This window comes from Klebsiella sp. BIGb0399, assembly GCF_003752615.1.
GTDB lineage: Bacteria > Pseudomonadota > Gammaproteobacteria > Enterobacterales > Enterobacteriaceae > Klebsiella > Klebsiella lignicola.
Genome location: NZ_RKHT01000005.1, coordinates 750,770 through 772,575, shown reverse-complemented (window position 1 = coordinate 772,575; position 21,806 = coordinate 750,770). Strand labels below are relative to the sequence as shown.

Genomic DNA, 21,806 nt, shown 5'->3' with positions numbered 1-21,806 from the left:
GCAGCAAAAGAATCAGCCTCCCCAGGGTCGTCCCCGAGGCGCGCAAGGAGTCAGGACTTACGCGTAGGTGTCGTTGTCAGACGTTCGGCGCGGACGGCAAACAGGCGGTAGGCCAGCAGGCGCCAGCGTTGCCAGCGGTTCAGTTCCATACCAGCACCTCCGCCGGCGTAGGGTTCCAGCCGTTGCACGGGTTATTCAGCTGCGGGCAGTTGGAGATCAGCACGATGATGTTGCATTCGGCGCGCAGCTCAACATACTTCCCGGCGCCGGAGTTCCCGTCTTCGAAGGTCAGGCCGCCCGCTTCGGTCACCGGCACGTTCATAAAGAAGTTGATGTTGGCGGCGATGTCGCGCTTATGCAGTCTGCCGTCATGCAGACAGGCGCACAGGAAGTTGTCCCGGCAGCTGTGCATGTAGCGCTTGTCCAGGGCATAGCGCACGGTGTTGCTCTCCTGGGCGCAGGCGCCGCCAAGGGTATCGTGACGCCCGCAGGTATCGGCCACGATGGTCAGCAACGGGTTGCCGAGATTGGAGTACAGCACGCTGCCGGTCGTCAGGTAGACATTGCCCTGACGGCGCAACGTGCGCTGTGCATCGTACCGTTCGCGCGGGTTATCGGCATGGTAAAACAGGGTATCGACCGCCTGATTTCCTTCAAGATCGAGCAGGCGCAGGGTCTGGCCTTGTTTGATTTCGAACATCCACGGTTCGCCCGCCGGGATCTCGTGGCGATAGACGGCATCGGCCGGGTTACGGGTACTGGTGACAAGGTTCATCGCAGACTCCTTATAAGGCAAACAGCTGGGTGTTGGTAAAGGCGCGCTGGTTCTCATCGCGGGTAAACAGCGATTCCACCGTCGCCTGCTCGTCGTCGGCCTGGTACCAGCTCAGCTGAACCGGGCGTGGCGCGTAGTCGGTAGCGGGATCCAGCGGATGCGGCATCGCGGTCATGACCATCAGCACGTCCATCGGGGCGAACAGCTCTACGTAACTTCCCGGCGCGGAGTGCGCGGTGCAAAAGGCGAAACGCCCCGCGCCGTCGACGGTCACTTTGCTAAAGAAGTTAACCACCATCAGCAGGTCTTCGAGGCCGAGATCCCATTTGCCCATTTCAACCAGCAGGTTGTCGGTACCGTTGCGATGAAAGGCGTTGCGCAGCTCCTGGTAGCGCCCGGTGCCATATTTTTCTGCCGTCTCCTGGGCGTTAAGCACGCCGCCAAACGGGTCGTGCCAGCCGCAGCTGTCGGCAACGATCCCGGCTAGCACCCGTCCCATATCGGAGTAGAAACAGTGACCGCGGGTCAGTCGCGCGGTGTGTTGCCCTTTGAGGGTGTCCGGCAGGTTCAGTCGCTCGCTCTTTTCGTGGGGGTTGAGCATCATCATGCTGAGGTTAGCGCCGCCGTCTAGATCGGTGAGACGCAGGATCTGTCCGCGACGCAGAATAAACGAGGTCTGTCCCCCACCCGGCAGACGCTCTTCGCGCAGGCTCGGTGAAGTGTGTAAAGGCGTGGTCATCAGGCTATCTCCTTAAGGTGTAGACGTTGTCATGGGTGCCGGTACCGAGCATGTGCGACATCCGGGTCTCGTTGAGCGGAATATCGTAGGTAATGCGCGCCCCGTAGGCGTTGGGGGCCTGCGGGTCGTGGCGCACTTTGTCGAACACCAGCAGACGGGTGCCGAGGTTGAACCCTTCGGCCAGATCGTGGGTGACCATAAAGACCGTCATTCGCGTCTCGCTCCACAACTGGAGCAGCAGCGCGTGCATATCTTTGCGAATACCGGGGTCGAGCGCGCCGAACGGTTCGTCGAGCAGCAGCACCCGCGGCTGCATCACGAACGCCTGGGCGATCGCCAGCCGCTGTTGCATCCCGCCGGAAAGCTGCGCCGGGTAGCGATCCAGCGCATGGGAAAGGCCGACCTTGTCCAGCATCTGCGCCGCCTGTTCCCGGGCTGCGCGTTTGCGGGCGCCAAAGAGACGACCAAAGCAAGGGGATGACGGCAGCTCCAGACCGACCGCAACGTTATCCAGCACGTTGAGGTGCGGGAAAACGGAATAGCGCTGAAACACCACGCCGCGGCTGCGATCCGGCTCAGGGGCCAGCGGCTGGCCATCAAGGGTGATCTGCCCCCGGGTCGGCGTCTCCTGGCCCAACAGCAGACGTAAGAACGTCGATTTACCGCAGCCGGAGGCCCCGACCATCGAACAAAACTCCCCTTCTTTCACCGTTAAATTGATGCGTTCCAGCACCACGTGGTCGCCGTACTCCTGCCAGATATTCTTGATGGTGATAAAACTCATGCCCGGCCTCCTTCGGCCCACGGAAAGCAGACTTTGTGCAGCTGGCGCAGCGCCAGATCCATCAGCCAGGCCAGCAGGGTTATCCAGATGACGTAGGGAATAATCACGTCCATCGCCATGTAGCGGCGGACGAGGAAAATGCGGTACCCCAGCCCGGCGGTGGCGGAAATAGCCTCCGCCGAAATCAGGAACAGCCAGGCCGAACCGAGCAGCAGGCGCAGCGAGGTAATTAAACGTGAGAGCAGTTGCGGCAGCACCACCCGCAGCACCACCGTCCAGCTGTTGGCGCCGAGGGTCTGCGCCTTGATAAACAGCTCCGCCGGGATTTCTCGCGCCCGTTGTTCAAGGTCGCGGGCCAGCATCGGGGTAATGCCGATCACAATCAGCATCACCTTCGACAGTTCGTCGAGGCCAAAGACAATAAACAGCACCGGCAGGATCGCCAGCGGCGGCACCATCGACACCACGGTCATCAACGGTGACAGCGCGGCGCGGTAGACCGGAAACACCCCGGCGACGATACCGATGCTCAGGCCAATCAGCGCCGACACCGCCAGCCCAATCAGCAGGCGGGTCAGGCTAATCACGGTGTCGGCCCACAGCAGGTATTCTCCGCTGCGCTTGTCCGGCATAAACGCCATCCGTTCGACCGCAGAGGCCATCTGTGACAGCCCCGGCAGCAGCTTGTCCTGGGGGTTTGCCTCAAGACGAATGGCAGAACCAAAACACCAGGCGGCAATCAGTAACACAAAGGGCAACAGCATCAGCATCAGCCGCATGCCCTGCTGTGGATGGCGGTTAATTTGTCGCATGGCGATCACTCCCATGGTCAAGGATCAGAGCTGGCCTGCGGCGGCCATTTTCAGGTAGCTGTCGTCAAAGCGCAGGCGGACGTTGCCGCTGTCGCCGACGGTGACGTTGCCCGGGAAGCCCATGCCGATGAAGTCGGCGCTTTGCGCCCCCTCACCGAGCAGCCCTTTATCAAAGGAGAACTGCGCCACCCGCTGCATGGTTTTTGCCAGCTCCGGGTCGCTGATAAAGGTCAGAGCCTCGGCCGGGGTCCAGAACAGATGGGTCGTTTTCAGCTGTGCCTGGTAACCGGCGAGATCGGTTCCGGAGTCCGCCGCCATTGCGCTCAGCGCGGGTTTATCACCGGCGTGCATTTTGCTCATCATTTCAAACCAGGCGCCGGTCAAGGCTTTACCCAGCGCCGGGTTATCTTTCAGGGTTTGGGTGTTGACCACCATCATATCGATAAGCTCACCAGGCACCTGGGCTGAGCTAAAGACTTCAGTGGTTTGCGGGGTCTTTTTGATGGCCGACAGCTGCGGGTTCCACGCCACGGTGGCACGGACGCTGTTGGTGCCGAAGGCCGAGACAATATCGGCGTCGGAGGTGTTCACCACTTTGACATCTTTTTCCTGCAGGCCCGCCTTCTCAAGGCCGCGAACCAACAGATAATGCGATACCGACAGTTCCGGGAGATACACCTGCATCCCTTTCAGATCGCCGAGCTTTTTATCAACGCCTTTCAGCACGATGCCGTCATTGCCGTCGGAATAGCTGCCGGCGATCAGCGCGGTGGTGTCGACGCCACCTGCCGCAGGAATGGTCAGCGCATCCATGTTGGTCATGGTGCAGCCATCAAACTGGCCGGCGGTGTACTGGTTAATCGACTCGATGTAGTCGTTGAGCTGAACGATATTGATTTTAATGCCGTACTTAGTGGCCCATTTATCAATGATTTTTTCGTTACTGATGGCGCCCCAGGGCATCCAGCCGGCATAGATAGTCCAGCAGACGTTGAACTCTTTTTTGACGGCGGCGAAGGAAGGAGTGCTGGCCAGCAGCGCCAGCGATAACACAAAACTACGGATGACGCGGGATCTCTTCATGATGAACCTCTGGTTGGCACAAAAATAACAGGAGCAGCGCGACACCTGACGGTGCTGCTGTCTCCCGGGCTTTTGTCCCGCCGTGTAACCTCGCAGAGGTCGCCAGCTCTCGGACCAGACGTTCATTTATATGAACCGGAACCCTAGCCAGCTATTGGTCATCTCAATGGTCTGTTGCGCTGCCTTCTGCAAGAGTAAAAGCAAAGTGCATGCCAGAAAATAAAGCGCGTAAATTCAGTCTGATATCTGATTTTTTCGGGGAATGACACCACAATGGGGAGTCGTTTTGGGGCAATGCGTCGAATTGGTGCAGGCCGTCTGCCCGGCAAAATAACCGTCGGGCAATACGGCGGAATAACCGCGAGAAACCAGGCCCACCGGCAGGTTATTTCTCCTTTTCTGCCTCTGTGAGCAGTAACTCACTGGAATTCACATGCTTAGCTTTTATGTAAGTGCTGCTTTTATCGCCAGACGAGTCGCGGCAGTGTCCTATACTGATTAGCTAATGAGAATGTGCATAAGCATAAGCATAAGGGTCCTCTAAGTGACTTTACGTATTTTGCACTTACCCACAACTAATATATGGATTTCTTTATCGCCCATTGTTAAAAGGATATAACTATTAATTCCGTAGATTCATTCGAGTATCAGTTATTGGAAGCAATGTATATCGTAATGGCATTCACAAAAGCAAACGGAGCCTGATATGAGCACGTCGAACGATCCATCGAACAACGCATCCGCCGGGAAGTGCCCTTTTCACACAGGGACGCCCACACAAAGTGCCGGTGGCGGCACCAGCAACCGCGACTGGTGGCCGAATCAACTGCGCGTTGATCTGCTGAGCCAGCATTCCAACCGCTCAAACCCGTTGGGTGAGAATTTTAACTACCGTGAAGAGTTTAAGAAACTCGACTACCCCGCGCTGAAGGCCGACCTGCGCGCGCTGCTGACCGATTCCCAGGAGTGGTGGCCGGCAGACTGGGGTAGCTATATCGGGCTGTTTATTCGTATGGCCTGGCACGGCGCCGGTACCTATCGTACCGTTGACGGACGTGGCGGCGCGGGTCGCGGCCAGCAGCGTTTTGCGCCGCTGAACTCCTGGCCGGACAACGTCAGCCTCGATAAAGCCCGCCGCCTGCTGTGGCCGGTGAAACAAAAATATGGCCAGAAAATTTCCTGGGCCGACCTGTATATGCTGGCCGGTAACGTGGCGCTGGAAAACGCCGGTTTCCGCACCTTTGGTTTCGGCGCCGGTCGTGAAGACGTCTGGGAACCGGATCTCGACGTTGACTGGGGTAATGAGAAAGCCTGGCTCGAACACCGTCACCCGGAAAGCCTGACCCAACAGCCGCTGGGGGCCACTGAGATGGGTCTGATCTACGTCAACCCGGAAGGCCCGAACGCCAGCGGTGACCCGCTCTCCGCCGCCGCCGCTATTCGTGCCACCTTCGGCAACATGGCGATGGATGATGAAGAGATCGTTGCCCTGATTGCCGGCGGTCATACCCTGGGTAAAACCCACGGTGCCGCAGTCACCAGCCACGTGGGCGCGGAACCAGAAGCCGCACCGATCGAGGCTCAAGGGCTCGGCTGGACCAGCAGCTTCGGCAGCGGCGCGGGTGCCGATGCCATCACCTCGGGTCTTGAAGTGGTCTGGACCCAGACCCCGACCCAGTGGAGCAACTACTTCTTCGAGAACCTGTTCAAATATGAGTGGGTCCAGACCCGTAGCCCGGCAGGCGCCATTCAGTTCGAAGCCAAAGACGCACCGGATGTGATCCCCGATCCGTTCGATCCGGAGAAAAAACGTAAGCCGACGATGCTGGTCACCGACCTGACGCTGCGCTTCGACCCGGAATTTGGCAAAATTTCCCGCCGTTTCCTGAACGATCCGCAGGCCTTCAATGAAGCCTTTGCCCGCGCCTGGTTCAAACTGATCCACCGTGATATGGGGCCAAAATCCCGTTACCTCGGCCCGGAAGTCCCGAAAGAAGATCTGATCTGGCAGGACCCGTTACCGGCGGCCAGCCATAACCCAACCCCGGCGGATATTGCGACGCTGAAAACCGCTATCGCTGATGCTGGCCTGCCAGTTAGTGAGCTGATCTCGGTGGCCTGGGCCTCCGCGTCTACCTTCCGTGGCGGTGACAAACGTGGCGGCGCCAACGGCGCGCGTCTGGCGCTGGCTCCGCAAAAAGACTGGCCGGTTAACGCGATTGCGGCGAAGGTTCTGCCAACGCTGCAGGCGATTCAGAAAGCTTCAGGCAAAGCGTCGCTGGCGGATATCATCGTGCTGGCCGGTGTGGTGGGTGTTGAACAAGCCGCGGCAGCCGCCGGGGTGCAGGTCAGCGTACCTTTTGCAGCGGGTCGCGTAGATGCGCGTCAGGATCAGACCGATATCGAAGCGTTCGATCTGCTGGAGCCGCTGGCGGATGGTTTCCGTAACTATCGCCGCATTGAAGGTGGCGTATCGACCGAAACCTTACTGCTGGATAAAGCGCAGCAGTTAACCCTGACCGCGCCGGAAATGACCGTACTGGTCGGCGGCCTGCGGGTGCTGGGCGCCAACTATGACGGCAGTCAGCACGGGGTCTTTACCGACCGCGTCGGCGTTCTGAGCAACGACTACTTCGTCAACTTACTCAGCATGTCCACAGTCTGGAACGCCACCGACGAACAGGGTGAACTGTTTGAAGGTCGCGATCGTAATAGCGGCGAAAGCAAGTACACCGCGACGCGCGCCGATCTGGTCTTCGGCTCGAACTCGGTACTGCGCGCCCTGGCGGAAGTTTACGCCTGCCAGGATGCCCAGCAGAAACTGGTGAAAGACTTTGTTGCCGCCTGGACCAAAGTCATGAACCTCGACCGTTACGATCTGTAATCTCCCTCCCCGGCTGGCGCCTTGCCCGCCGGGGTTTTTCCCTTCAATGTGAACCCCGCAAACGCTGCCGCTTAATCAAACGGCTGGCATAAATCACATATAAACCACCGCTATATATTGACATATACAGCGATATTCTTTATTTTTTTGTCATACAAATAAAAACCGTACCCTTCAGACTGAGACGAGGTTTTCCCCGCCTTACTCCGCTTTCATTCGTCTGAACTTAAAATTAATGCGCTCATATAAACTCGTTTTATTAACCGGGATGATTCCCTGTTCGCCCGTTTTGCTGGCGACCCCGGCATATGCGGCAGAAACCATGATTGTTACCGCAGAACCGCAAACGCAATCCCTTGATGATGTTACGCCTGCCGCTGAACAGCAGGCCACGTTGGGCAACCTCGGTAAGCAGAAACTGATTAACGTTCCGTGGTCCGTGCAGACGCTGTCGGACTCTCTGACTCGTCAGGTGCAGGCCAGCAGCGTCAAAGATATCTATCGTTATCTGCCCTCCGTCCAGGGCGACGGTGTTCGGCCCCAGACTCGCGGCATGCAGGGTAGCGTCGTCCAGAACAACATGATTGATGGTCTGAACGCGGTATCGACCACCGAGTACCCCGCCGAACAGTTTCAGCGTATCGAAGTGCTGAACGGCATGGTCGGCGCGCTATATGGCCCGGCGAACCCGGCCGGGATGTTTAATCTGGTGTCAAAACGGCCCACCGATGTGCCGCTGCGCAGGGTGACCGTAGGCGGCGGGACTGCTTCCGGTGCGAATGCCGCGCTGGATCTCAGCGGCCCGCTGGATGCGGGAGACAGATTGAAATACCGCCTGAACCTGATGGATCAGGACGGTAGCAGCTATACTCACGGCAGCCGCCAGCGCAACCAGTATGCCGGTCTGGCGCTCGATTACCAGTTGACCGATCAGACGGTGCTGGAGAGCAATTTCAGCTACTACCACTTCTATCAAAAAGGACTTCCCGGCTCCTTTGCCCTGGCAAAAGGCACCCACTTCCCATCGCCGCTTGACCCGACCAAAAGCAAATATGGTCAGTACTATGCCGGTAACGATGACACCACCACCACCGCAAGCCTGCATATTAAGCATGATTTTGACGGTAACTGGTTGCTGGACGTCGGCGTGCTGCGCCAGATTGCTGGCCGTGAATCCACCACCGTGACCAATACGCTCACCGATAATCACGGCCATTACACCACCACAACGGCAAACTCTGCCGCCAGCCGATTTACCATCAACAGCTACCTTGCCAATCTTACCGGCAGCGTGGAGACCGGCTGGCTACAACATGACCTGGCGGTGGGGATACGTGGATTCGTATGGAAAAACTACAATCCGCACGATGGAGGTACCCAAACGTTGGGACACTCATCGCTGGACGAGTCGCCGGATTATGCCCGTCCCGCATACCCTGACTTTACCGACCGCTATCATTCAGCGACCACCACGCAGCACGTTTTTTTACTGAGCGATACTCTGACTTTCAATCCACAGTGGAGCCTGTTGCTCTCGGGTAGCGAAAACCTGTTCACCGTCGACAACTACAATAAAAGCGGCAATCGCAGCAGTAATCATAATGACCGGGGCGCCAGCGGCTCAGCCAGCCTGATGTATAAACCGGTAGAGAATGTGACGCTCTATACGACGTGGGCCAACAGCATGCAACAGGGCGACACGGCCCCGACCGGGGCGAAAAATGCCGGAGATGTCCTCGACCCGTATCGTAGTCATCAGGTGGAGGTCGGCGCGAAATATGCGCCACACCGCGACCTGCTCTTAACCGCCGCGCTTTTCCAGGCCGAACGTCCGTTCGCCTACACCAACGACAGCGGTTATTTTGCTGAAGACGGTACGCAAAAGAACCGTGGTCTGGAATTAATGGCCGATGGCCACGTCACTCGCAACCTGCGGCTACTCGGCGGAGGAACCTGGCTCGACCCACGTCTGCATAACACCGCCAGCGCCGATGCGGATGATAAGCAGGTGGTCGGTCTGCCGCGCTTTACCGCCAACATGCTGGCGATTTACAGCATCGATGCGCTGCCGGGACTCGACGTCAACGGCAATATCCACTACGTCGGACGTCGCGCCACCGATAATGCCAACGACAGCTGGGTCAGCAGCTATACCACCGTTGATATCGGCAGCAATTATCGCACCCGTGTGTTCGGCACCGACACGACCTTCAGGTTAGCAGTCACTAACATCACCAATCGTCACTACTGGACCAATATCGTGCCTGGTGCGCTGACGGGCTATACCGGCGCCGGTTACGCCAGCGCCCAACTCGGTGCACCGCGTGAAGCGACGGCTTCGGTTCAGTTTGATTTCTGAGGAATAGCATGAAAAAAATCGCCGCTGGTCTGTTGATGTTGCTGTTGGCCTTCCCCGCGCTGGCCGAACGCCAGGTAACGGACGACGCCGGTAACCGGGTGATCCTACCGGATCGGGTGACTCAGGTGGCGGAAGGCTGGTATGCGCACCACTCGCTGCTGATGACACTTGGCGTCGGGGACCGCATCGTAGCGACGGTTAATCGTCCGGATAGCCGTCCGTGGATGTTCTATCTCGATCCCCGGCTCACTCAGGCGCTGATAAGCCGTGGCCCGCACTTCACCAGCGAGGCACTGCTGGCGCGGGGTGCTCAGGTGGTGTTTGTCGCGCAGGGCAACGGCGATGCCGACGCTTACCGCCAGGCAGGATTGGCGGTGATGGAAATGCGCTTTACCGACTACCCGTCGCTGGCCCATGCCGTGGCAACAACCGCTGAGGTCTTCGGTACGCCCGAAACGCAGGCCAGAGCACGGGCCTACAACCAGTATCTACAGCAGGTTCTTGCCCATGTCGGGGAGCGGACTCGGGATTTACCCTCTACCGAACGGCCGCGCGTGTTGCATATCCAGTCGCTGAAACCACTCAAGGTTGACGGCAGCAATACGCTGATCGATACCTGGATTCAGCTGGCCGGCGGGCAAAACGCCGCCAGCGGGATTGTCGGCAATATGCAGGAGATCTCCCCGGAGAAAGTCCTCGCCTGGCAGCCAGATGCGATCATCCTCGGCCCCGGATGCGGCGATTTAGCGCACTCGGCTTATGGTCAACTTTTCTCGACGCTGCAGGCGGTGAAAAAGGGCAAGGTCTGGCAGAATCCGGCGGGGGTTTTCCCCTGGGATCGCTACGGCACTGAAAGCGCGTTGCAGATCCAATGGGCGGCAAAGCAGCTGCAACCGCAGCGCTTCGCCGACCTCGACATGACGGCCATCACCCGCGATTTTTATCAGCGTTTCTTTGATTACCCGCTGACTGAGTCACAAGCTAAGCGGATATTGCAGGCGTTGCCACCGGAGGGGAAATAATCGCCGGGTGGCCCCGCTAAAACGGGGCCATTTGGTTTCAGTGCCGTCCCTTCTCATCCTGTCCGATTCCCCCTCTCGCTAAGTCATATCCTTCAAATTCACCGGTTCAAGCTGACGCAAACCAGTTCACTTCTCCACAACCTCTCGATATGACCAGATTTTTCGCTGAAGAATGTTAATGAGAAGAGCAATTAAAAATTTAAAACCATTAACAATCCAATAACATTAGCAGGCAAACATTTTATCTGAGGAAAATAATAATATGTCTACCACCCAGGTTCTGGGGGATGCGCCTTTTGCATCCCCAGGACACTCCCACACCAGCTTAACCCAGCGTATTGATGCCCTGCCGGCCTCATTCGGCCTGTGGTCGTTTATTACGCTCCTGGCGCTGGGCGGCTTCTTTGAACTCTACGATCTTTTCCAGACCGGCTATATCAGTACCGGTCTGCTGGCCGAAAACATCTTCCATACCGGACAACAGGGAATTTTTGGCATCTCGGATCAGGCCGCGTTTGCCTCGGCCACCTTCTTCGGATTGTTTATCGGCGCCAGCCTGCTGGCACCGCTGGCGGACAAGCTGGGCCGCCGCCTGACGTTTATGTTTGCGCTGGCGTGGTACGGCGTGTTTTCGCTGCTGATGGCCTTTCAGAACAGCGCCGAAGGGGTGATCTTCTGCCGCTTCCTGGTGGGTATCGGGCTGGGTATTGAGCTGGTCACTATCGATACCTACCTGAGCGAATGGGTGCCGACGCACCTGCGCAACAAGGCCTTTGCCTTCGCTTTCTTTATTCAGTTTCTGTCGGTGCCCGCCGTGGCGCTGATGTCGTGGATGCTGGTGCCGATCACCCTCTTCGGCCTCACCGGCTGGCGCTGGGTGATTATTTTCGGCGCCCTGTGTTCGCTGATCATCTGGGTGATTCGTAAAAAACTGCCGGAGTCCGCCCGCTGGCTGGAAGTAAAAGGCCGTCATCAGGACGCCCACGCGGTGATGAGCGAGATGGAACAACGCTGCGGTATCGCCCCTTCGGCACCGCATCAGCCCGACACCAGCCAGGCCCAGCGCACAACCGGCTCGTTTAAAACCATCTGGGCGCCGGAGTATCGCCGCCGCACGATCATGCTGATGGTGATGAACTTCTTCCAGGCGATTGGCTTCTTTGGTTTCGGCAACTGGCTGCCGGCGCTGCTGTCCGGCCAGGGCGCCAGCATTACCCACAGCCTGCTGTACGCCTTTTTCATTACCCTCGCCTACCCGATTGGTTGCCTGTTCTGCACCCGTTTTGTTCACCGCTTTGAGAACAAATGGCAAATCGTGCTTTCGGCGCTGATGACGGTGGTGTTCGGTACCCTGTTTGCCCTGCAGAACAACCCGGTGATGCTGGTGTTCTGCGGCTTTATGATCACCTGGTCTAACGCCTGGTTGACCATCAGCTACCACGCCTATCAGGCCGAGGTGTTCCCGACCCATATTCGCGCCCGCGCGGTTGGCTTCTGCTACTCCTTCAGCCGCCTGTCAACGGCGATAACCAGTATTCTGATCGGTATTATTCTGCAATACGCCGGGGCGCCGGGGGTGATTAGCTTTATCGTGGTCAGTATGCTGATGGTGATGCTGTCGGTGGGTATTTTTGGCCCGAAAACCCGCGGTATTCAGCTGGAAGATATCTGATAACCGCGTGCCGCGCCGCCGGGTAATTCCTGGCGGCGCGCTTCCAGAAACCACAGTGGCTTCATTGCGCGCTACCGGTCACCATGTTATTACTCCTGTCAGCCGTTATTATCCCCATGACAAGGAGCGTCATCATGTCTATCAATGGAAAAAGAAAGTCCACCGCACTTCCCAGCCGGCTGGTGCTGGCATTAATCGCCGTTCTGTCAACGTCTGCTCTCGCGGCACAATCAGCACCGCTGCCGGGCGATAAAATCAGTGCCGCTGGTTATTTTTCCCGGGGTGCTAACGGTTTTATGGCGCACAACAACGATGAACAGCAGGCGCTGGCCACCCTCGTTGCGTCGGCTGATGCCGTCAACACACTGGTGATGGTGGCCCGGGCCGCATCCACCACCCCTGCCGGCAAGCTGTATGCCGCCTGCGGGTTGCGCCAGCTCAATTACCCCGATCTCATTGCGCTGTTTTCGCCCTCATTTGACCTTAAAGTCTCGGTGCTGCAAGGCGATATTCTGCACGAAGAATCCTTCGAAACGTTATTTACCCGTCTCAATCAGGATGGCTGCAAATAATAAGTCTTCAGGGTAACGGCTACTCGTTAAATATCCGCTGAGCATCGGCAAAGCATTTTTCCGCCAGCGACGACACCGGCTCTTTATTGCGCATAATCAGCGCCAGCATGGAATCCACTTCGGTTTCGGCGATGGGAATAATATCGAGGTTATCGCTTAGCGCTTCCAGACCATTGTTGAGCGGCATAATCGCGCAGCAGATCCCGGCCTGTACCGCCTGGATTATCTGGAAGGTCGAGTCGCTTTCAAACACCGTTTTCGGCGTCAGCCCTTTACCCTTAAAGCTCATCTCGATAGATTCGCGGTAGTACATGCCTTTGGTGAGAAAACCGAGCGGCAAGGCGGCCAGCGTCTCCCAGTCCGGGGTGCCCTGGGCAAACTGAAAATGGCGTTTATCGTGCAGCAGCCCCATCCGCGTGGTCGGCAGCCACTGCACGTGGAACAGCTGACTGTCGACATGGTGCAGATAACAGATCCCAAGATCGAGCTGGTTGCGGCTCACGCCGTCGATAATCTGCTCAGAAGTCAGCGACAGCAGGCTGAACTGCAGCTCGGGATATTTCTCGCTGAGCGGTTTAATCAACTGCATCGGGTTCAGGCTGGCCAGCGGCACCATTCCGACCCGTAGCTGCCCCACCATCTGACCGCGGCAAATCGCCGCTTCCGCTTCCAGCCCGTCATGGGCCGCCAGCAGCGCCCGCGCCCACGCCAGAATGCGCTCGCCCTCCGCCGTAAAGCCCTCGAAGCGCTGTCCTCGCTGGATCAGCACCAGATTCAGCTCCTCTTCCAGACTGCGGATACGCATGGATAAAGTGGGCTGGGTGATATGGCAAAGCGCCGCGGCCTGACCAAAGTGACGGGTTTGATCGAGGGCGATCAGGTATTTGAGCTGTTTGATATCCATGGTTGACCCGGTGTAGAACCGTCCGCTAATGACGAACCTCGCGACGATGCAGACCTCGTTCGTCGCGGAAAAAAACATGTTAGCTAAATGTTACGTTCCGCATCGGCCAAATACAAGCCGCGCCGGGAATACGCAGGCGATACCGTGCTGTTCAGTACCGGTGATTGGGGGGATGTCAATGGTGACCATCCGACCGCCGGTGGGTACCGGCAGCCGGACGGGAGGGATTAGCGCACGCCTGCGAGCGGCAGGATCTCTTTCGAACGCAGAGTCAGACGAATCGGCACCGATTTATACGACGGCGTGCCGCTCTCTTGATCGATATAGTCCAGCGGAACCAGCACGTTAGCTTCCGGATAGTAGGCGCCGACGGTGCCGGGAGCGATGCTGTAGGCCACCAGGGTAATATCCTCCAGCCGCAGGTCGCTGTCCGGCAAGGCGGTGGTGATATCCACCCGGTCACCATGCTCAAACCCCTGCTTCGCCATATCCTGCTCGTTCATAAACAGCACGTCACGGCGGCCGAAAATGCCGCGGTAGCGGTCATCCATAGCGTAAATGGTGGTGTTGTACTGATCGTGGCTGCGCAAGGTCACCAGGCGCATTACCTCCTCGCCTTCGACCTGCACATTTTCATGAACCCCGTGGAACACCGAGAACATCGCCTTACCGCTCGGGGTCGGCCAGATACGCTCCGTCGGCGGCAGCGGCATCCGGAAACCGCCCGGGTGGCGAATGCGCTGGTTGTAGTTGTCAAAACCGGGGATGGTGCGCTCGATCAGATCGCGGATACGATCGTAGTCCGCCACCAGCGAAAGCCAGTCGATTTTAGTGGCGGGCAACGCCGCCATCGCCATACCGGCCACAATCGCCGGCTCCGAACGCAGCTGCGGCGAAGCCGGTTTCAGCTTGCCCGACGAGGCGTGAACCATCGACATCGAATCTTCCACGGTGATCGACTGGCGCCCGGTCTCCTGTTCATCCAGCTCGGTACGCCCCAGGCACGGCAGAATAAAGGTCTCTTTCGCCACCAGCAGATGCGAGCGGTTCAGTTTGGTGCCAACATGCACGCTGAGATCCAGCCCGCGCATCGCCGGGAAGGCCCGCTCATGATCGGGCATCGCCACCGCAAAGTTACCGCCCAGGCACAACAGCACCTTCGATTTACCCTCGATCATCGCCTGCAGCGCTTTCACCGCATCATGGCCATGTTGCTGCGGCGGCACGAAACCAAACTCCGCCTGCAACTTCGCGAGGAAGCTGGCGCTCGGTTTCTCGGTAATGCCGACGGTGCGGTTTCCCTGAACGTTTGAGTGACCGCGTAACGGGCAGATCCCGGCGCCGGGTTTACCGATATTGCCGCGCATCAGCAGCAGGTCGGCGATCAACCGGACGTTCGAGGTCCCTTTATTGTGCTGGGTGATCCCCATGCCGTAGGTGACGATCGTCGCCTTTGATGCCGCATAGGCCTGCGCCACCCGCTGCAGGTCCGCGCGGGTCAGGCCGGATTCACGCTCGATATCCTGCCACTGGGTGGCGAGTAAATCGTCGGCGAAGGCCTGAAAGTTCTGGGTATGCTCGGCGATAAACTGCCGGTCGAGCACGTTACCCTGCGCTTCTTCCATCTCCAGCAGCGCCCGGGCAATGCCCTTCAGCGCCGCCGCGTCGCCGCCCGCCTTGACCTGGAAATAGGTTGAGGCGATATCCGTGGAGCCATAGGTCGCCATCTCGATAACGTTTTGCGGATCGGCAAAACGCTCCAGCGCGCGTTCTTTCAACGGGTTAAAGACGATAATCGGCACCCCACGGCGCGACAGTTCATGCAACGTGCCCATCATGCGCGGATGGTTGGTGCCGGGGTTATGGCCGATAGAAATCACCAGTTCGGTGGTGTCAAAGTCATCCAGCGAAACCGTGCCTTTGCCAATCCCGATCGACTGCGGCAGCCCGACGCTGGTCGATTCATGGCACATATTGGAGCAATCCGGGAAGTTGTTGGTACCCAGTTCGCGAGCAAACAACTGGAACAGATAAGCCGCTTCGTTGGAGGCACGACCGGAGGTATAGAATTCCACTTCGTCCGGCGCCATGGTGCTGACCACCTCGCCGATACGCGCGAAAGCCTGCTCCCATGAGGTTGGACGCAGCGTGTCGCTGCCCCGGTCGTAGACCAGCGGCGTGGTGATACGCCCGTAGCCTTCCAGTTCAAAATCGCTTTTTGCCAGCAGCGAGCTGACGGTGTTTGCCGCCAGAAATGCCGGGGTCACGCGCTTGCTGGTCGCTTCCCAGGTCACCGCTTTGGCACCGTTTTCACAAAACTGGAAGGTCGACTTGTGCTCTTTGTCCGGCCACGCGCAGCCGGGGCAGTCAAAACCATCCGGTTGGTTGGTGCGAAGCAGCGTTTGCGGCGCAACGAGGGCATCCATTTGGGTACGCACAGCAATGGCGGTCGCTTTCAGCGCGCCCCAGCCGCCGGCCGGACCGTCATAAGGATGCACGCCAGGCACTGCGCGTCTTTTCATGTTCATATCTGCTCCTGAATGCCCGTCGAACGGCGGGTCGACGTAAAAACGATACGTCCGCCGCGATAACCGCAGGCGGACGTTTTGTTAACGAAAGCATAACAATCAGGCGCAGAACTGTATAATCAATGTTATCTATCACGCGTTAGATTTAACTTATTTAACAGTCATGCCCGGCAGTCGATCAGGTCAGGTTGTAGTAGCGGTCGGGACGCAGCGGCTCCGGTAGCGGGTGCTGTCCGGTCATATCCAGCAGGTTGCGCTCAATGGTGTTGCACATGGCGTTGAGGGGTAAATCGTTCGCCGCGGTGCCAAACGGATCTTCCAGCTCTTCCGCCAGCGAATCCCAGGACAAAAAGGTGTACGAGATAAACACCGAGACAAACGGCGTCATGTAGTGCAGATCCCCCACCAGAGCGAACGGCAGCAACGAGCAGAACAGGTAGACGGTGCGCTGCAAAATCAGGGTATAAGCAAACGGCACCGGCGTGCCGGCCAGCCGCTCGCAGCCGCCAAGCACATGAGCCAACTCGTCGAGTTTATTGTCCATCAGGCCGTAGGTGATATCGCTCACCTTGCCGTCGGCCCGCAGCTGTCCTAACTCGTTGCCCACCAGCACCAGGATGCGGTTAGTCGGCATCGCGCTGCCGAGGATCTCCGCCACCGTTTCTGCAGGCAGTAGCCGGTTGAGGTCGGCCTGGGGATCGGTTTTTCGCAGCTGGTGTTTCAGGCTCCAGCCGAAGGCAACCAGATAGCTGGCGATTTTTTGATGGGTGTGATGCTCTGCCGGCAGGATGTTTTTCAGCTGCCGCATCAGGGTGCGCTCGGCAATCAGCACCGTGCCCCACAGATTGCGCGCTTCGACAAAACGGTTGTAGCTGGCGCTGTTACGAAAGCCGAGGAAAATGGCGATGGCAATCCCCAGTAAGCTAAACGGCGCCACGGTCAGGTGGATCCCCAGCTGTTCATACCACTGATAGCTGATGATGGCGGTCACCGACATCAGGACATTCAACAGCAGGCGAAAAACGATTTTTGACAGCACGGAGCCATGCCAGTCAAACAGGCGAAGAAACCAGTGTTGTTCTGGTCGAATGATCATGAGCTAACTTCCTGAATGCCGATTCTGGCAATAGCGTCAGGCTATTAACCGATTGGCTTATTGTATTGAACAAATCCCCGGCATACTGCAAGCGTACGCGCGTTGGTGAATAACCATAAACCAGCGATGGAATAATGGCGGATCAAGTATGGTCCCTTTTTCGCGTTCAGGCAATCCTGCACCTGCGGCGCGTGGAACCAGCTATCATGCGGCATCGGCCGCCGTAGTGGCGATAAACAGCAAATAGCGGCCATTTTCTCGCCAGCGTGGGAAATAACGTCCGCGCACGTTTCGGCACCCGAAATAATACGTTTGCGCGGGCGAAATATATACTAACGAAATAACGTCCGGCACCGGAAAAATAGCATTATCATGGGGCATGTCGCGCCAGGAAATAATGAATACACACTCATTTATATATGTTAATTAATGCTCGCTCATGCGGCGCATTGCACAATGATAAGCCCCATTACGCACCGAAGCCCGCAGCACTCTGGCCACCCCATGCACCGCCAGCCTCGCGGTATGCCGCTGCACAGGATGTTGTCGCAGCGACAGCATCTCCTGCGCCCAGGGCGGTAACAGATCTACCCCGGCACGCATCAGCAACTGCCCCACCGGCTGGCTCAGGCGGCTGGGTAATCGGGTGTTGAGCAACACATCGGCCACCTCCCGCGTGCGTTCATCGCAGCGCAGCGACGGGCGCATATCCTGCAGATACTCCGCCACCTGGCGCGGAGTCAGCGGAATATCCCGCGCCCCCAGACGGCGGGCTATTTCCGCCGCTTCATGAAAATATTGCGTTTGCTGCGCTTCGCTGACTACGGTGCGCTTGTAGCGCAGGTGCGACGCCATAAAGCTGCTGCATTCCGCCACATGCACCCAGGTCAACAGCGCCGGGTCGCTGGCTTCATATGCGGTACCGTCTTTGTCCCAGCCGCTGACCCGCAGGTGAATCCCGCGCACTTTGGCAATCAGGCGCTCGGCGTCATGAGTGGCGCCAAAGGTGGTGGCAGAAATAAACTGGCTGGTGCGCCGCAGGCGGCCAAAGATATCGTCACGAAAGTTGGAGTGATCCCAGACGCCGGCCAGCGCCAGCGGGTGCAGCATCTGCAACAGCAAGGCGCTGATGCCGCCGCACAGCATCGAAGTGAAATCGCCATGTATCTGCCAGATGGCGGAGGACGGACCAAACAGCCCCGGTTCCCCTTTCGGCTGCTCAAAATCAATCTCTTTTAATGCCATACCGGTGAGCCCCAGAACCTGGGCCTCGATCGCTTCTCGTATGCGGGTCATTGCTGTGCCTGATGCTGTCCGTGACGGCAAAAGATACCACTATCTGGCGCGAAACTGGCCCGAAATTTAACCCGGATGATGATATTCCGCGTAACGCGGTGGAGAAAGTGCCCGCAGCAAACGGGCACCGGAGGCTCAAGGATTTAGCTGGTAGTCGAGACTAATTTCGGCGTTGAGCACCTGCGATACCGGGCAGCCGGCTTTTGCTTTCTGAATAATGCCATCAAAGGCCGCCGCATCAATGCCCGGCAGGACTATCTGGCTCTGCAACGCCACCTGAGTAATGGCAAAACCGCCGCCGGATTTATCCAGGGTCACCACGGCGACCGTGTCAATCGACGTGGCCGTGTACCCCTCTTCGCTCAACATCAGCGATAGCGCCATCGAGAAACAGGCGGCATGCGCCGCACCAATCAACTCTTCGGGGTTGGTCCCCTTCACCCCTTCAAAACGGGTATTGAAACCATAGGGCTGCTGGTGCAACGCGCCGCTTTCGGTCGATACCGTCCCCTTCCCGCTTTTCAAATCCCCTTCCCAGTGCGCCTGACCTTTCTTATGGATTGCCATCGATTCGCTCCTGTTGAGATGTCGAATCCTGAGTATAGATGGCGTAGGCGAACTCGGGTCCCGATTCGGACAATTCTATCGAAAACAAAACGTTAACACAGCGCACGCCGCGGGCCAGTTTTTAACAGCTTAATGACAATGATTAACATTCGCGCAACAGATCACATTTTCATCATTGCGAGATAGCGAATTTTTTCGGCTCATCTACTATCAGTTCATTACGCGATATATCGCAATAAAAGATATATCTCAATTGAGCATTGTCTTGATCAGCACAGGCGACCGCAGAGTCGCCACCTATCCGATACCTGAAGTGATGACTGAAAGAGAGAACCCTACAATGCAGCACATAAATGAGATCGTCGGCCAGCCCCCCTTCAACGTGACGCGGGCCAGCCATGTGGTTCTGAACGTACGGGACCTGCAGGCAAGTAAACATTTCTATTGCGAGCTGGTTGGCCTGATCGTCAGCGATGAAGATGCATCCACCGTCTGGTTACGCGGCCTGGAAGAGCGCGGTCACCACAGTCTGGTGTTGCGTAAAAGTACGCAACCGGGCTGTGCGCGTATCGGCATGCGGGTCCACAGCGATGAGGACATTCTGCGGGCGATGGCCTACTTCAACGACCAGGGCATTGATGCCCGACTGGTGGATGTTCCCTGGCAGGGATTAACCCTGCACGTTAATGACAGCATCGGCGTACCGCTGGAATTCTGCGCCAGCATGGAGCCGTGTGAGCGAATGTTTAAGCAGTACGATCGCTATCGCGGCGCCTGCGCCCAGCGGCTTGACCACTACCAGCTGCAGGCCAGCAACGTGCGTACCGCCTTCGACTTCTATCAGCGCCTGGGCTTTCGCACCAGCGAATACACCTGGTCCGAACTGGAAGGCGAAACGCAGCTGTGGGGTGTGTGGATGCAGCGCAAAGGCAACCCGCATGACATCGTCTTTACCAACGGCGTCGGCCCGCGCCTGCACCACTTTGCCTACACCATCCCGGACACCAACGACATGATCCGCGCCTGTGATGTGGCCGGCGCGCTGGGCTATGCCCCGCAGCTGGAGCGCGGCCCAGGACGCCACGGGATCAGCGGCGCGCTGTTCATCTATTTCCGCGACCCCGACGGGCACCGCATCGAGCTGTTCAACACCCATTACCAGCACATCGATCCGGAACCGGCGATCGGCTGGGATCTCGCCGACCCGAAACGGGCCGACCAGTGGGGGCTGCCGGCACAGAACAAGTGGTTTACCGAAGCCACCACCTTCGTCGGGGTCACGCCGCAGCCGCCGCGTCTGCGGGTGGAGCCGCCGGATCTGGAGCGCTTCCTGGCCATGGCCAACGACGCCTGATTTTGCACATCGTCACACGCTGTACCTCATCGCTCCCGGCGTCGCACGCGGCCTGAGAGCAAACTTAACAGCATCCAGGAGTACGATTGTGGCTACATTTTTTCAAAATGCTTACCTCAGAATTCTGGTGACCTACGCCCTCGGCGTGATGGCGGCAATGACCGTCAGCGAGGCGGTGACCGAGCTGGGCGCCATTGCCAGAGAGTTTCAGATTAACGGGCACGGTCAGGTGGGGCTGATCATGTCGCTCCCTTCCCTGATGGTCGCCCTCGGTGCGCTGCTGGCGGGCTACACCGTCGACCGCTTCGGCGACCGGGTGGTGCTGCTGATTGGCGCGCTGGCGATCGTCACCGGCGATCTGCTGGTGATTGCTTCTCCGACCTTCAAGCTGCTGCTTATCTGCCGCGCGATTACCGGCGTCGGCTACGTTCTGACGGCGGTGGCCGCGGTGACGCTGCTGATCCGCATCACCACCGGCAAACAGCGAACGATGGCGATGGCGCTGTGGTCGACCTTTGTCCCCGCCAGCTTTCTGCTGCCGTTCCTGACCGCCGGCCTGGCGGAGCATTTTGCCGACTGGCGGGCGGCGTTCCTGGCCCACTCGATCCTCACGCTACTGCTGGTGGTGCTGGCGCAACTGTGCCTGCCGCGACGCAGTGCGGAAGAAAAGGTCATGTTCTCGCGAACCCGGGGTCTGCGCGATGTCCTGAGAAGCCCGCTGCCGTGGCTGCTGGGGATCTCCTTCGGTGCTGATGCATTTTTGCAGACCGGCGTGATCACCACCCTCGCACCGTGGCTGGCCAAAAGCTATGGCGTGGATGTGCTGGCGGTCTCGCGCTGGAACGTGGTGGCGATGGTCTGTAACGGCATCGGCTGTCTGATGGTCGGCGCCCTGCTCAACCGCGGGGTCCGGGCAACGCTGATTGGGGCGATGGGGATCGTGCTTACGGGTCTTCCGGCACTGATGATCTTCAGCCTGCAGTTGGGGCTGTGGCCTTCGCTGGTGGCGTCGTGGGTCTTTACCTTCGGCAGCGGTCTGCTGGTGGGCATGTGGGCGCTGGCACCGGTGGTGGCGCCTTCGCGGGACAGCATTGGCGCAACCAGCGGGCTTATCACGCAGTTGACGTTGATCGGCGTGTTTCTCGGCCCGCCGCTGTTCTTCAATGCGCTGCACAACCATACCGGCCACTCACTGTCGCTGCTGGTGATGGGAGGACTGGCGGTGTGCCTGGTCGGTATCCCCGTGTGGTTACGCGATCCGAACCATAAACCGACCGTTGAACATCGCGCCACCGAGCGCGCAGGCATTAACAAATCGTCCGTGAACTAACGGTTGCTGAATTAACTGTTTGTGAATTA

At 58.3% G+C, this 21,806-nt stretch carries 17 protein-coding genes and 1 riboswitch; of the genes, 7 read left to right on the top strand and 10 right to left on the bottom strand.

What is annotated here, in order from left to right; genetic code table 11:
- Window positions 1-139: 139 nt before the first annotated feature.
- Genes EDF82_RS03955 through EDF82_RS03935 form a run of 5 tightly spaced genes read right to left on the bottom strand, consistent with a single transcriptional unit; the run spans window position 140 to window position 4,193 of the window.
- Window positions 140-775 (bottom strand): urea amidolyase associated protein UAAP2, encoded by a 636-nt coding sequence (locus EDF82_RS03955; protein WP_123754302.1) that lies wholly within the window; start codon window positions 773-775, stop codon window positions 140-142.
- Window positions 776-785: 10 nt separating this feature from the next.
- Window positions 786-1,514 (bottom strand): urea amidolyase associated protein UAAP1, encoded by a 729-nt coding sequence (locus EDF82_RS03950; RefSeq protein WP_123754301.1) that lies wholly within the window; start codon window positions 1,512-1,514, stop codon window positions 786-788.
- Between the two features lie 4 nt (window positions 1,515-1,518).
- On the bottom strand, window positions 1,519-2,298 hold the full coding sequence (locus EDF82_RS03945) for an ABC transporter ATP-binding protein (protein ID WP_123754300.1): 780 nt from the start codon (window positions 2,296-2,298) through the stop codon (window positions 1,519-1,521).
- Window positions 2,295-3,110 (bottom strand): ABC transporter permease, encoded by an 816-nt coding sequence (locus tag EDF82_RS03940; protein WP_123754299.1) that lies wholly within the window; start codon window positions 3,108-3,110, stop codon window positions 2,295-2,297. Before EDF82_RS03940 ends, EDF82_RS03945 begins: the two co-directional genes overlap by 4 nt.
- Before the next feature lie 24 nt (window positions 3,111-3,134).
- The gene (locus tag EDF82_RS03935; RefSeq protein WP_123754298.1) at window positions 3,135-4,193 is read right to left on the bottom strand and encodes a putative urea ABC transporter substrate-binding protein; all 1,059 of its coding nucleotides are present in this window, start codon (window positions 4,191-4,193) and stop codon (window positions 3,135-3,137) included.
- Between the two features lie 59 nt (window positions 4,194-4,252).
- Window positions 4,253-4,351, bottom strand: a riboswitch (guanidine-I (ykkC/yxkD leader).
- A 548-nt stretch (window positions 4,352-4,899) separates the two neighbouring features.
- On the opposite strand from EDF82_RS03935, the gene katG reads away from it, so the two are divergent.
- From katG to EDF82_RS03910, 5 genes are all read left to right on the top strand, one after another.
- The gene (katG, locus tag EDF82_RS03930) at window positions 4,900-7,077 is read left to right on the top strand and encodes a catalase/peroxidase HPI (RefSeq protein WP_123754297.1); all 2,178 of its coding nucleotides are present in this window, start codon (window positions 4,900-4,902) and stop codon (window positions 7,075-7,077) included.
- Window positions 7,078-7,312: 235 nt separating this feature from the next.
- Window positions 7,313-9,436 (top strand): TonB-dependent siderophore receptor, encoded by a 2,124-nt coding sequence (locus EDF82_RS03925; RefSeq protein ID WP_123754296.1) that lies wholly within the window; start codon window positions 7,313-7,315, stop codon window positions 9,434-9,436.
- 8 nt (window positions 9,437-9,444) lie between these two features.
- On the top strand, window positions 9,445-10,458 hold the full coding sequence (locus tag EDF82_RS03920) for an ABC transporter substrate-binding protein (RefSeq protein ID WP_123754295.1): 1,014 nt from the start codon (window positions 9,445-9,447) through the stop codon (window positions 10,456-10,458).
- A 262-nt stretch (window positions 10,459-10,720) separates the two neighbouring features.
- Entirely contained in the window at window positions 10,721-12,130 is a 1,410-nt protein-coding gene (locus EDF82_RS03915; protein WP_123754294.1) for an MFS transporter, read from the top strand.
- Between the two features lie 134 nt (window positions 12,131-12,264).
- Window positions 12,265-12,702, top strand: a complete 438-nt coding sequence (locus EDF82_RS03910) for a hypothetical protein (protein ID WP_123754293.1) — start codon at window positions 12,265-12,267, stop codon at window positions 12,700-12,702.
- Window positions 12,703-12,721: 19 nt separating this feature from the next.
- Here the strand turns inward: EDF82_RS03910 and EDF82_RS03905 are convergent, their stop codons facing one another.
- The 5 genes from EDF82_RS03905 to EDF82_RS03885 form a co-directional block, all read right to left on the bottom strand.
- The gene (locus tag EDF82_RS03905) at window positions 12,722-13,606 is read right to left on the bottom strand and encodes a LysR family transcriptional regulator (RefSeq protein WP_123754292.1); all 885 of its coding nucleotides are present in this window, start codon (window positions 13,604-13,606) and stop codon (window positions 12,722-12,724) included.
- A 227-nt stretch (window positions 13,607-13,833) separates the two neighbouring features.
- Entirely contained in the window at window positions 13,834-16,134 is a 2,301-nt protein-coding gene (locus tag EDF82_RS03900; RefSeq protein ID WP_123754291.1) for an FdhF/YdeP family oxidoreductase, read from the bottom strand.
- Between the two features lie 178 nt (window positions 16,135-16,312).
- Window positions 16,313-17,230: a bestrophin family protein gene (locus tag EDF82_RS03895; RefSeq protein WP_123754290.1), complete on the bottom strand. Its 918-nt coding sequence runs from the start codon at window positions 17,228-17,230 to the stop codon at window positions 16,313-16,315.
- Window positions 17,231-17,656: 426 nt separating this feature from the next.
- Window positions 17,657-18,526 (bottom strand): oxygenase MpaB family protein, encoded by an 870-nt coding sequence (locus tag EDF82_RS03890; protein WP_123754289.1) that lies wholly within the window; start codon window positions 18,524-18,526, stop codon window positions 17,657-17,659.
- A gap of 135 nt (window positions 18,527-18,661) precedes the next feature.
- Entirely contained in the window at window positions 18,662-19,093 is a 432-nt protein-coding gene (locus EDF82_RS03885; protein WP_123754288.1) for an OsmC family protein, read from the bottom strand.
- Window positions 19,094-19,433: 340 nt separating this feature from the next.
- Between EDF82_RS03885 and hpaD the strand changes: the two genes are divergently transcribed.
- A complete protein-coding gene (hpaD, locus tag EDF82_RS03880) occupies window positions 19,434-20,447 on the top strand; it encodes a 3,4-dihydroxyphenylacetate 2,3-dioxygenase (RefSeq protein ID WP_123754287.1) in 1,014 nt (337 codons plus the stop codon).
- A gap of 88 nt (window positions 20,448-20,535) precedes the next feature.
- A complete protein-coding gene (locus EDF82_RS03875; RefSeq protein ID WP_123754286.1) occupies window positions 20,536-21,777 on the top strand; it encodes a CynX/NimT family MFS transporter in 1,242 nt (413 codons plus the stop codon).
- Window positions 21,778-21,806: the final 29 nt, after the last annotated feature.

What these genes read in the sequence shown, in the direction of transcription:
- EDF82_RS03905 (WP_123754292.1), bottom strand. Translation starts at nt 13,606, where the DNA reads ATGGATATCAAACAGCTCAAATACCTGATCGCCCTCGATCAAACCCGT.
- EDF82_RS03935 (WP_123754298.1), bottom strand. Translation starts at nt 4,193, where the DNA reads ATGAAGAGATCCCGCGTCATCCGTAGTTTTGTGTTATCGCTGGCGCTG.
- EDF82_RS03915 (WP_123754294.1), top strand. Translation starts at nt 10,721, where the DNA reads ATGTCTACCACCCAGGTTCTGGGGGATGCGCCTTTTGCATCCCCAGGA.
- EDF82_RS03945 (WP_123754300.1), bottom strand. Translation starts at nt 2,298, where the DNA reads ATGAGTTTTATCACCATCAAGAATATCTGGCAGGAGTACGGCGACCAC.
- EDF82_RS03955 (WP_123754302.1), bottom strand. Translation starts at nt 775, where the DNA reads ATGAACCTTGTCACCAGTACCCGTAACCCGGCCGATGCCGTCTATCGC.
- EDF82_RS03910 (WP_123754293.1), top strand. Translation starts at nt 12,265, where the DNA reads ATGTCTATCAATGGAAAAAGAAAGTCCACCGCACTTCCCAGCCGGCTG.
- EDF82_RS03950 (WP_123754301.1), bottom strand. Translation starts at nt 1,514, where the DNA reads ATGACCACGCCTTTACACACTTCACCGAGCCTGCGCGAAGAGCGTCTG.
- EDF82_RS03940 (WP_123754299.1), bottom strand. Translation starts at nt 3,110, where the DNA reads ATGCGACAAATTAACCGCCATCCACAGCAGGGCATGCGGCTGATGCTG.
- EDF82_RS03925 (WP_123754296.1), top strand. Translation starts at nt 7,313, where the DNA reads ATGCGCTCATATAAACTCGTTTTATTAACCGGGATGATTCCCTGTTCG.
- katG (WP_123754297.1), top strand. Translation starts at nt 4,900, where the DNA reads ATGAGCACGTCGAACGATCCATCGAACAACGCATCCGCCGGGAAGTGC.
- hpaD (WP_123754287.1), top strand. Translation starts at nt 19,434, where the DNA reads ATGCAGCACATAAATGAGATCGTCGGCCAGCCCCCCTTCAACGTGACG.
- EDF82_RS03900 (WP_123754291.1), bottom strand. Translation starts at nt 16,134, where the DNA reads ATGAACATGAAAAGACGCGCAGTGCCTGGCGTGCATCCTTATGACGGT.
- EDF82_RS03895 (WP_123754290.1), bottom strand. Translation starts at nt 17,230, where the DNA reads ATGATCATTCGACCAGAACAACACTGGTTTCTTCGCCTGTTTGACTGG.
- EDF82_RS03890 (WP_123754289.1), bottom strand. Translation starts at nt 18,526, where the DNA reads ATGACCCGCATACGAGAAGCGATCGAGGCCCAGGTTCTGGGGCTCACC.
- EDF82_RS03920 (WP_123754295.1), top strand. Translation starts at nt 9,445, where the DNA reads ATGAAAAAAATCGCCGCTGGTCTGTTGATGTTGCTGTTGGCCTTCCCC.
- EDF82_RS03885 (WP_123754288.1), bottom strand. Translation starts at nt 19,093, where the DNA reads ATGGCAATCCATAAGAAAGGTCAGGCGCACTGGGAAGGGGATTTGAAA.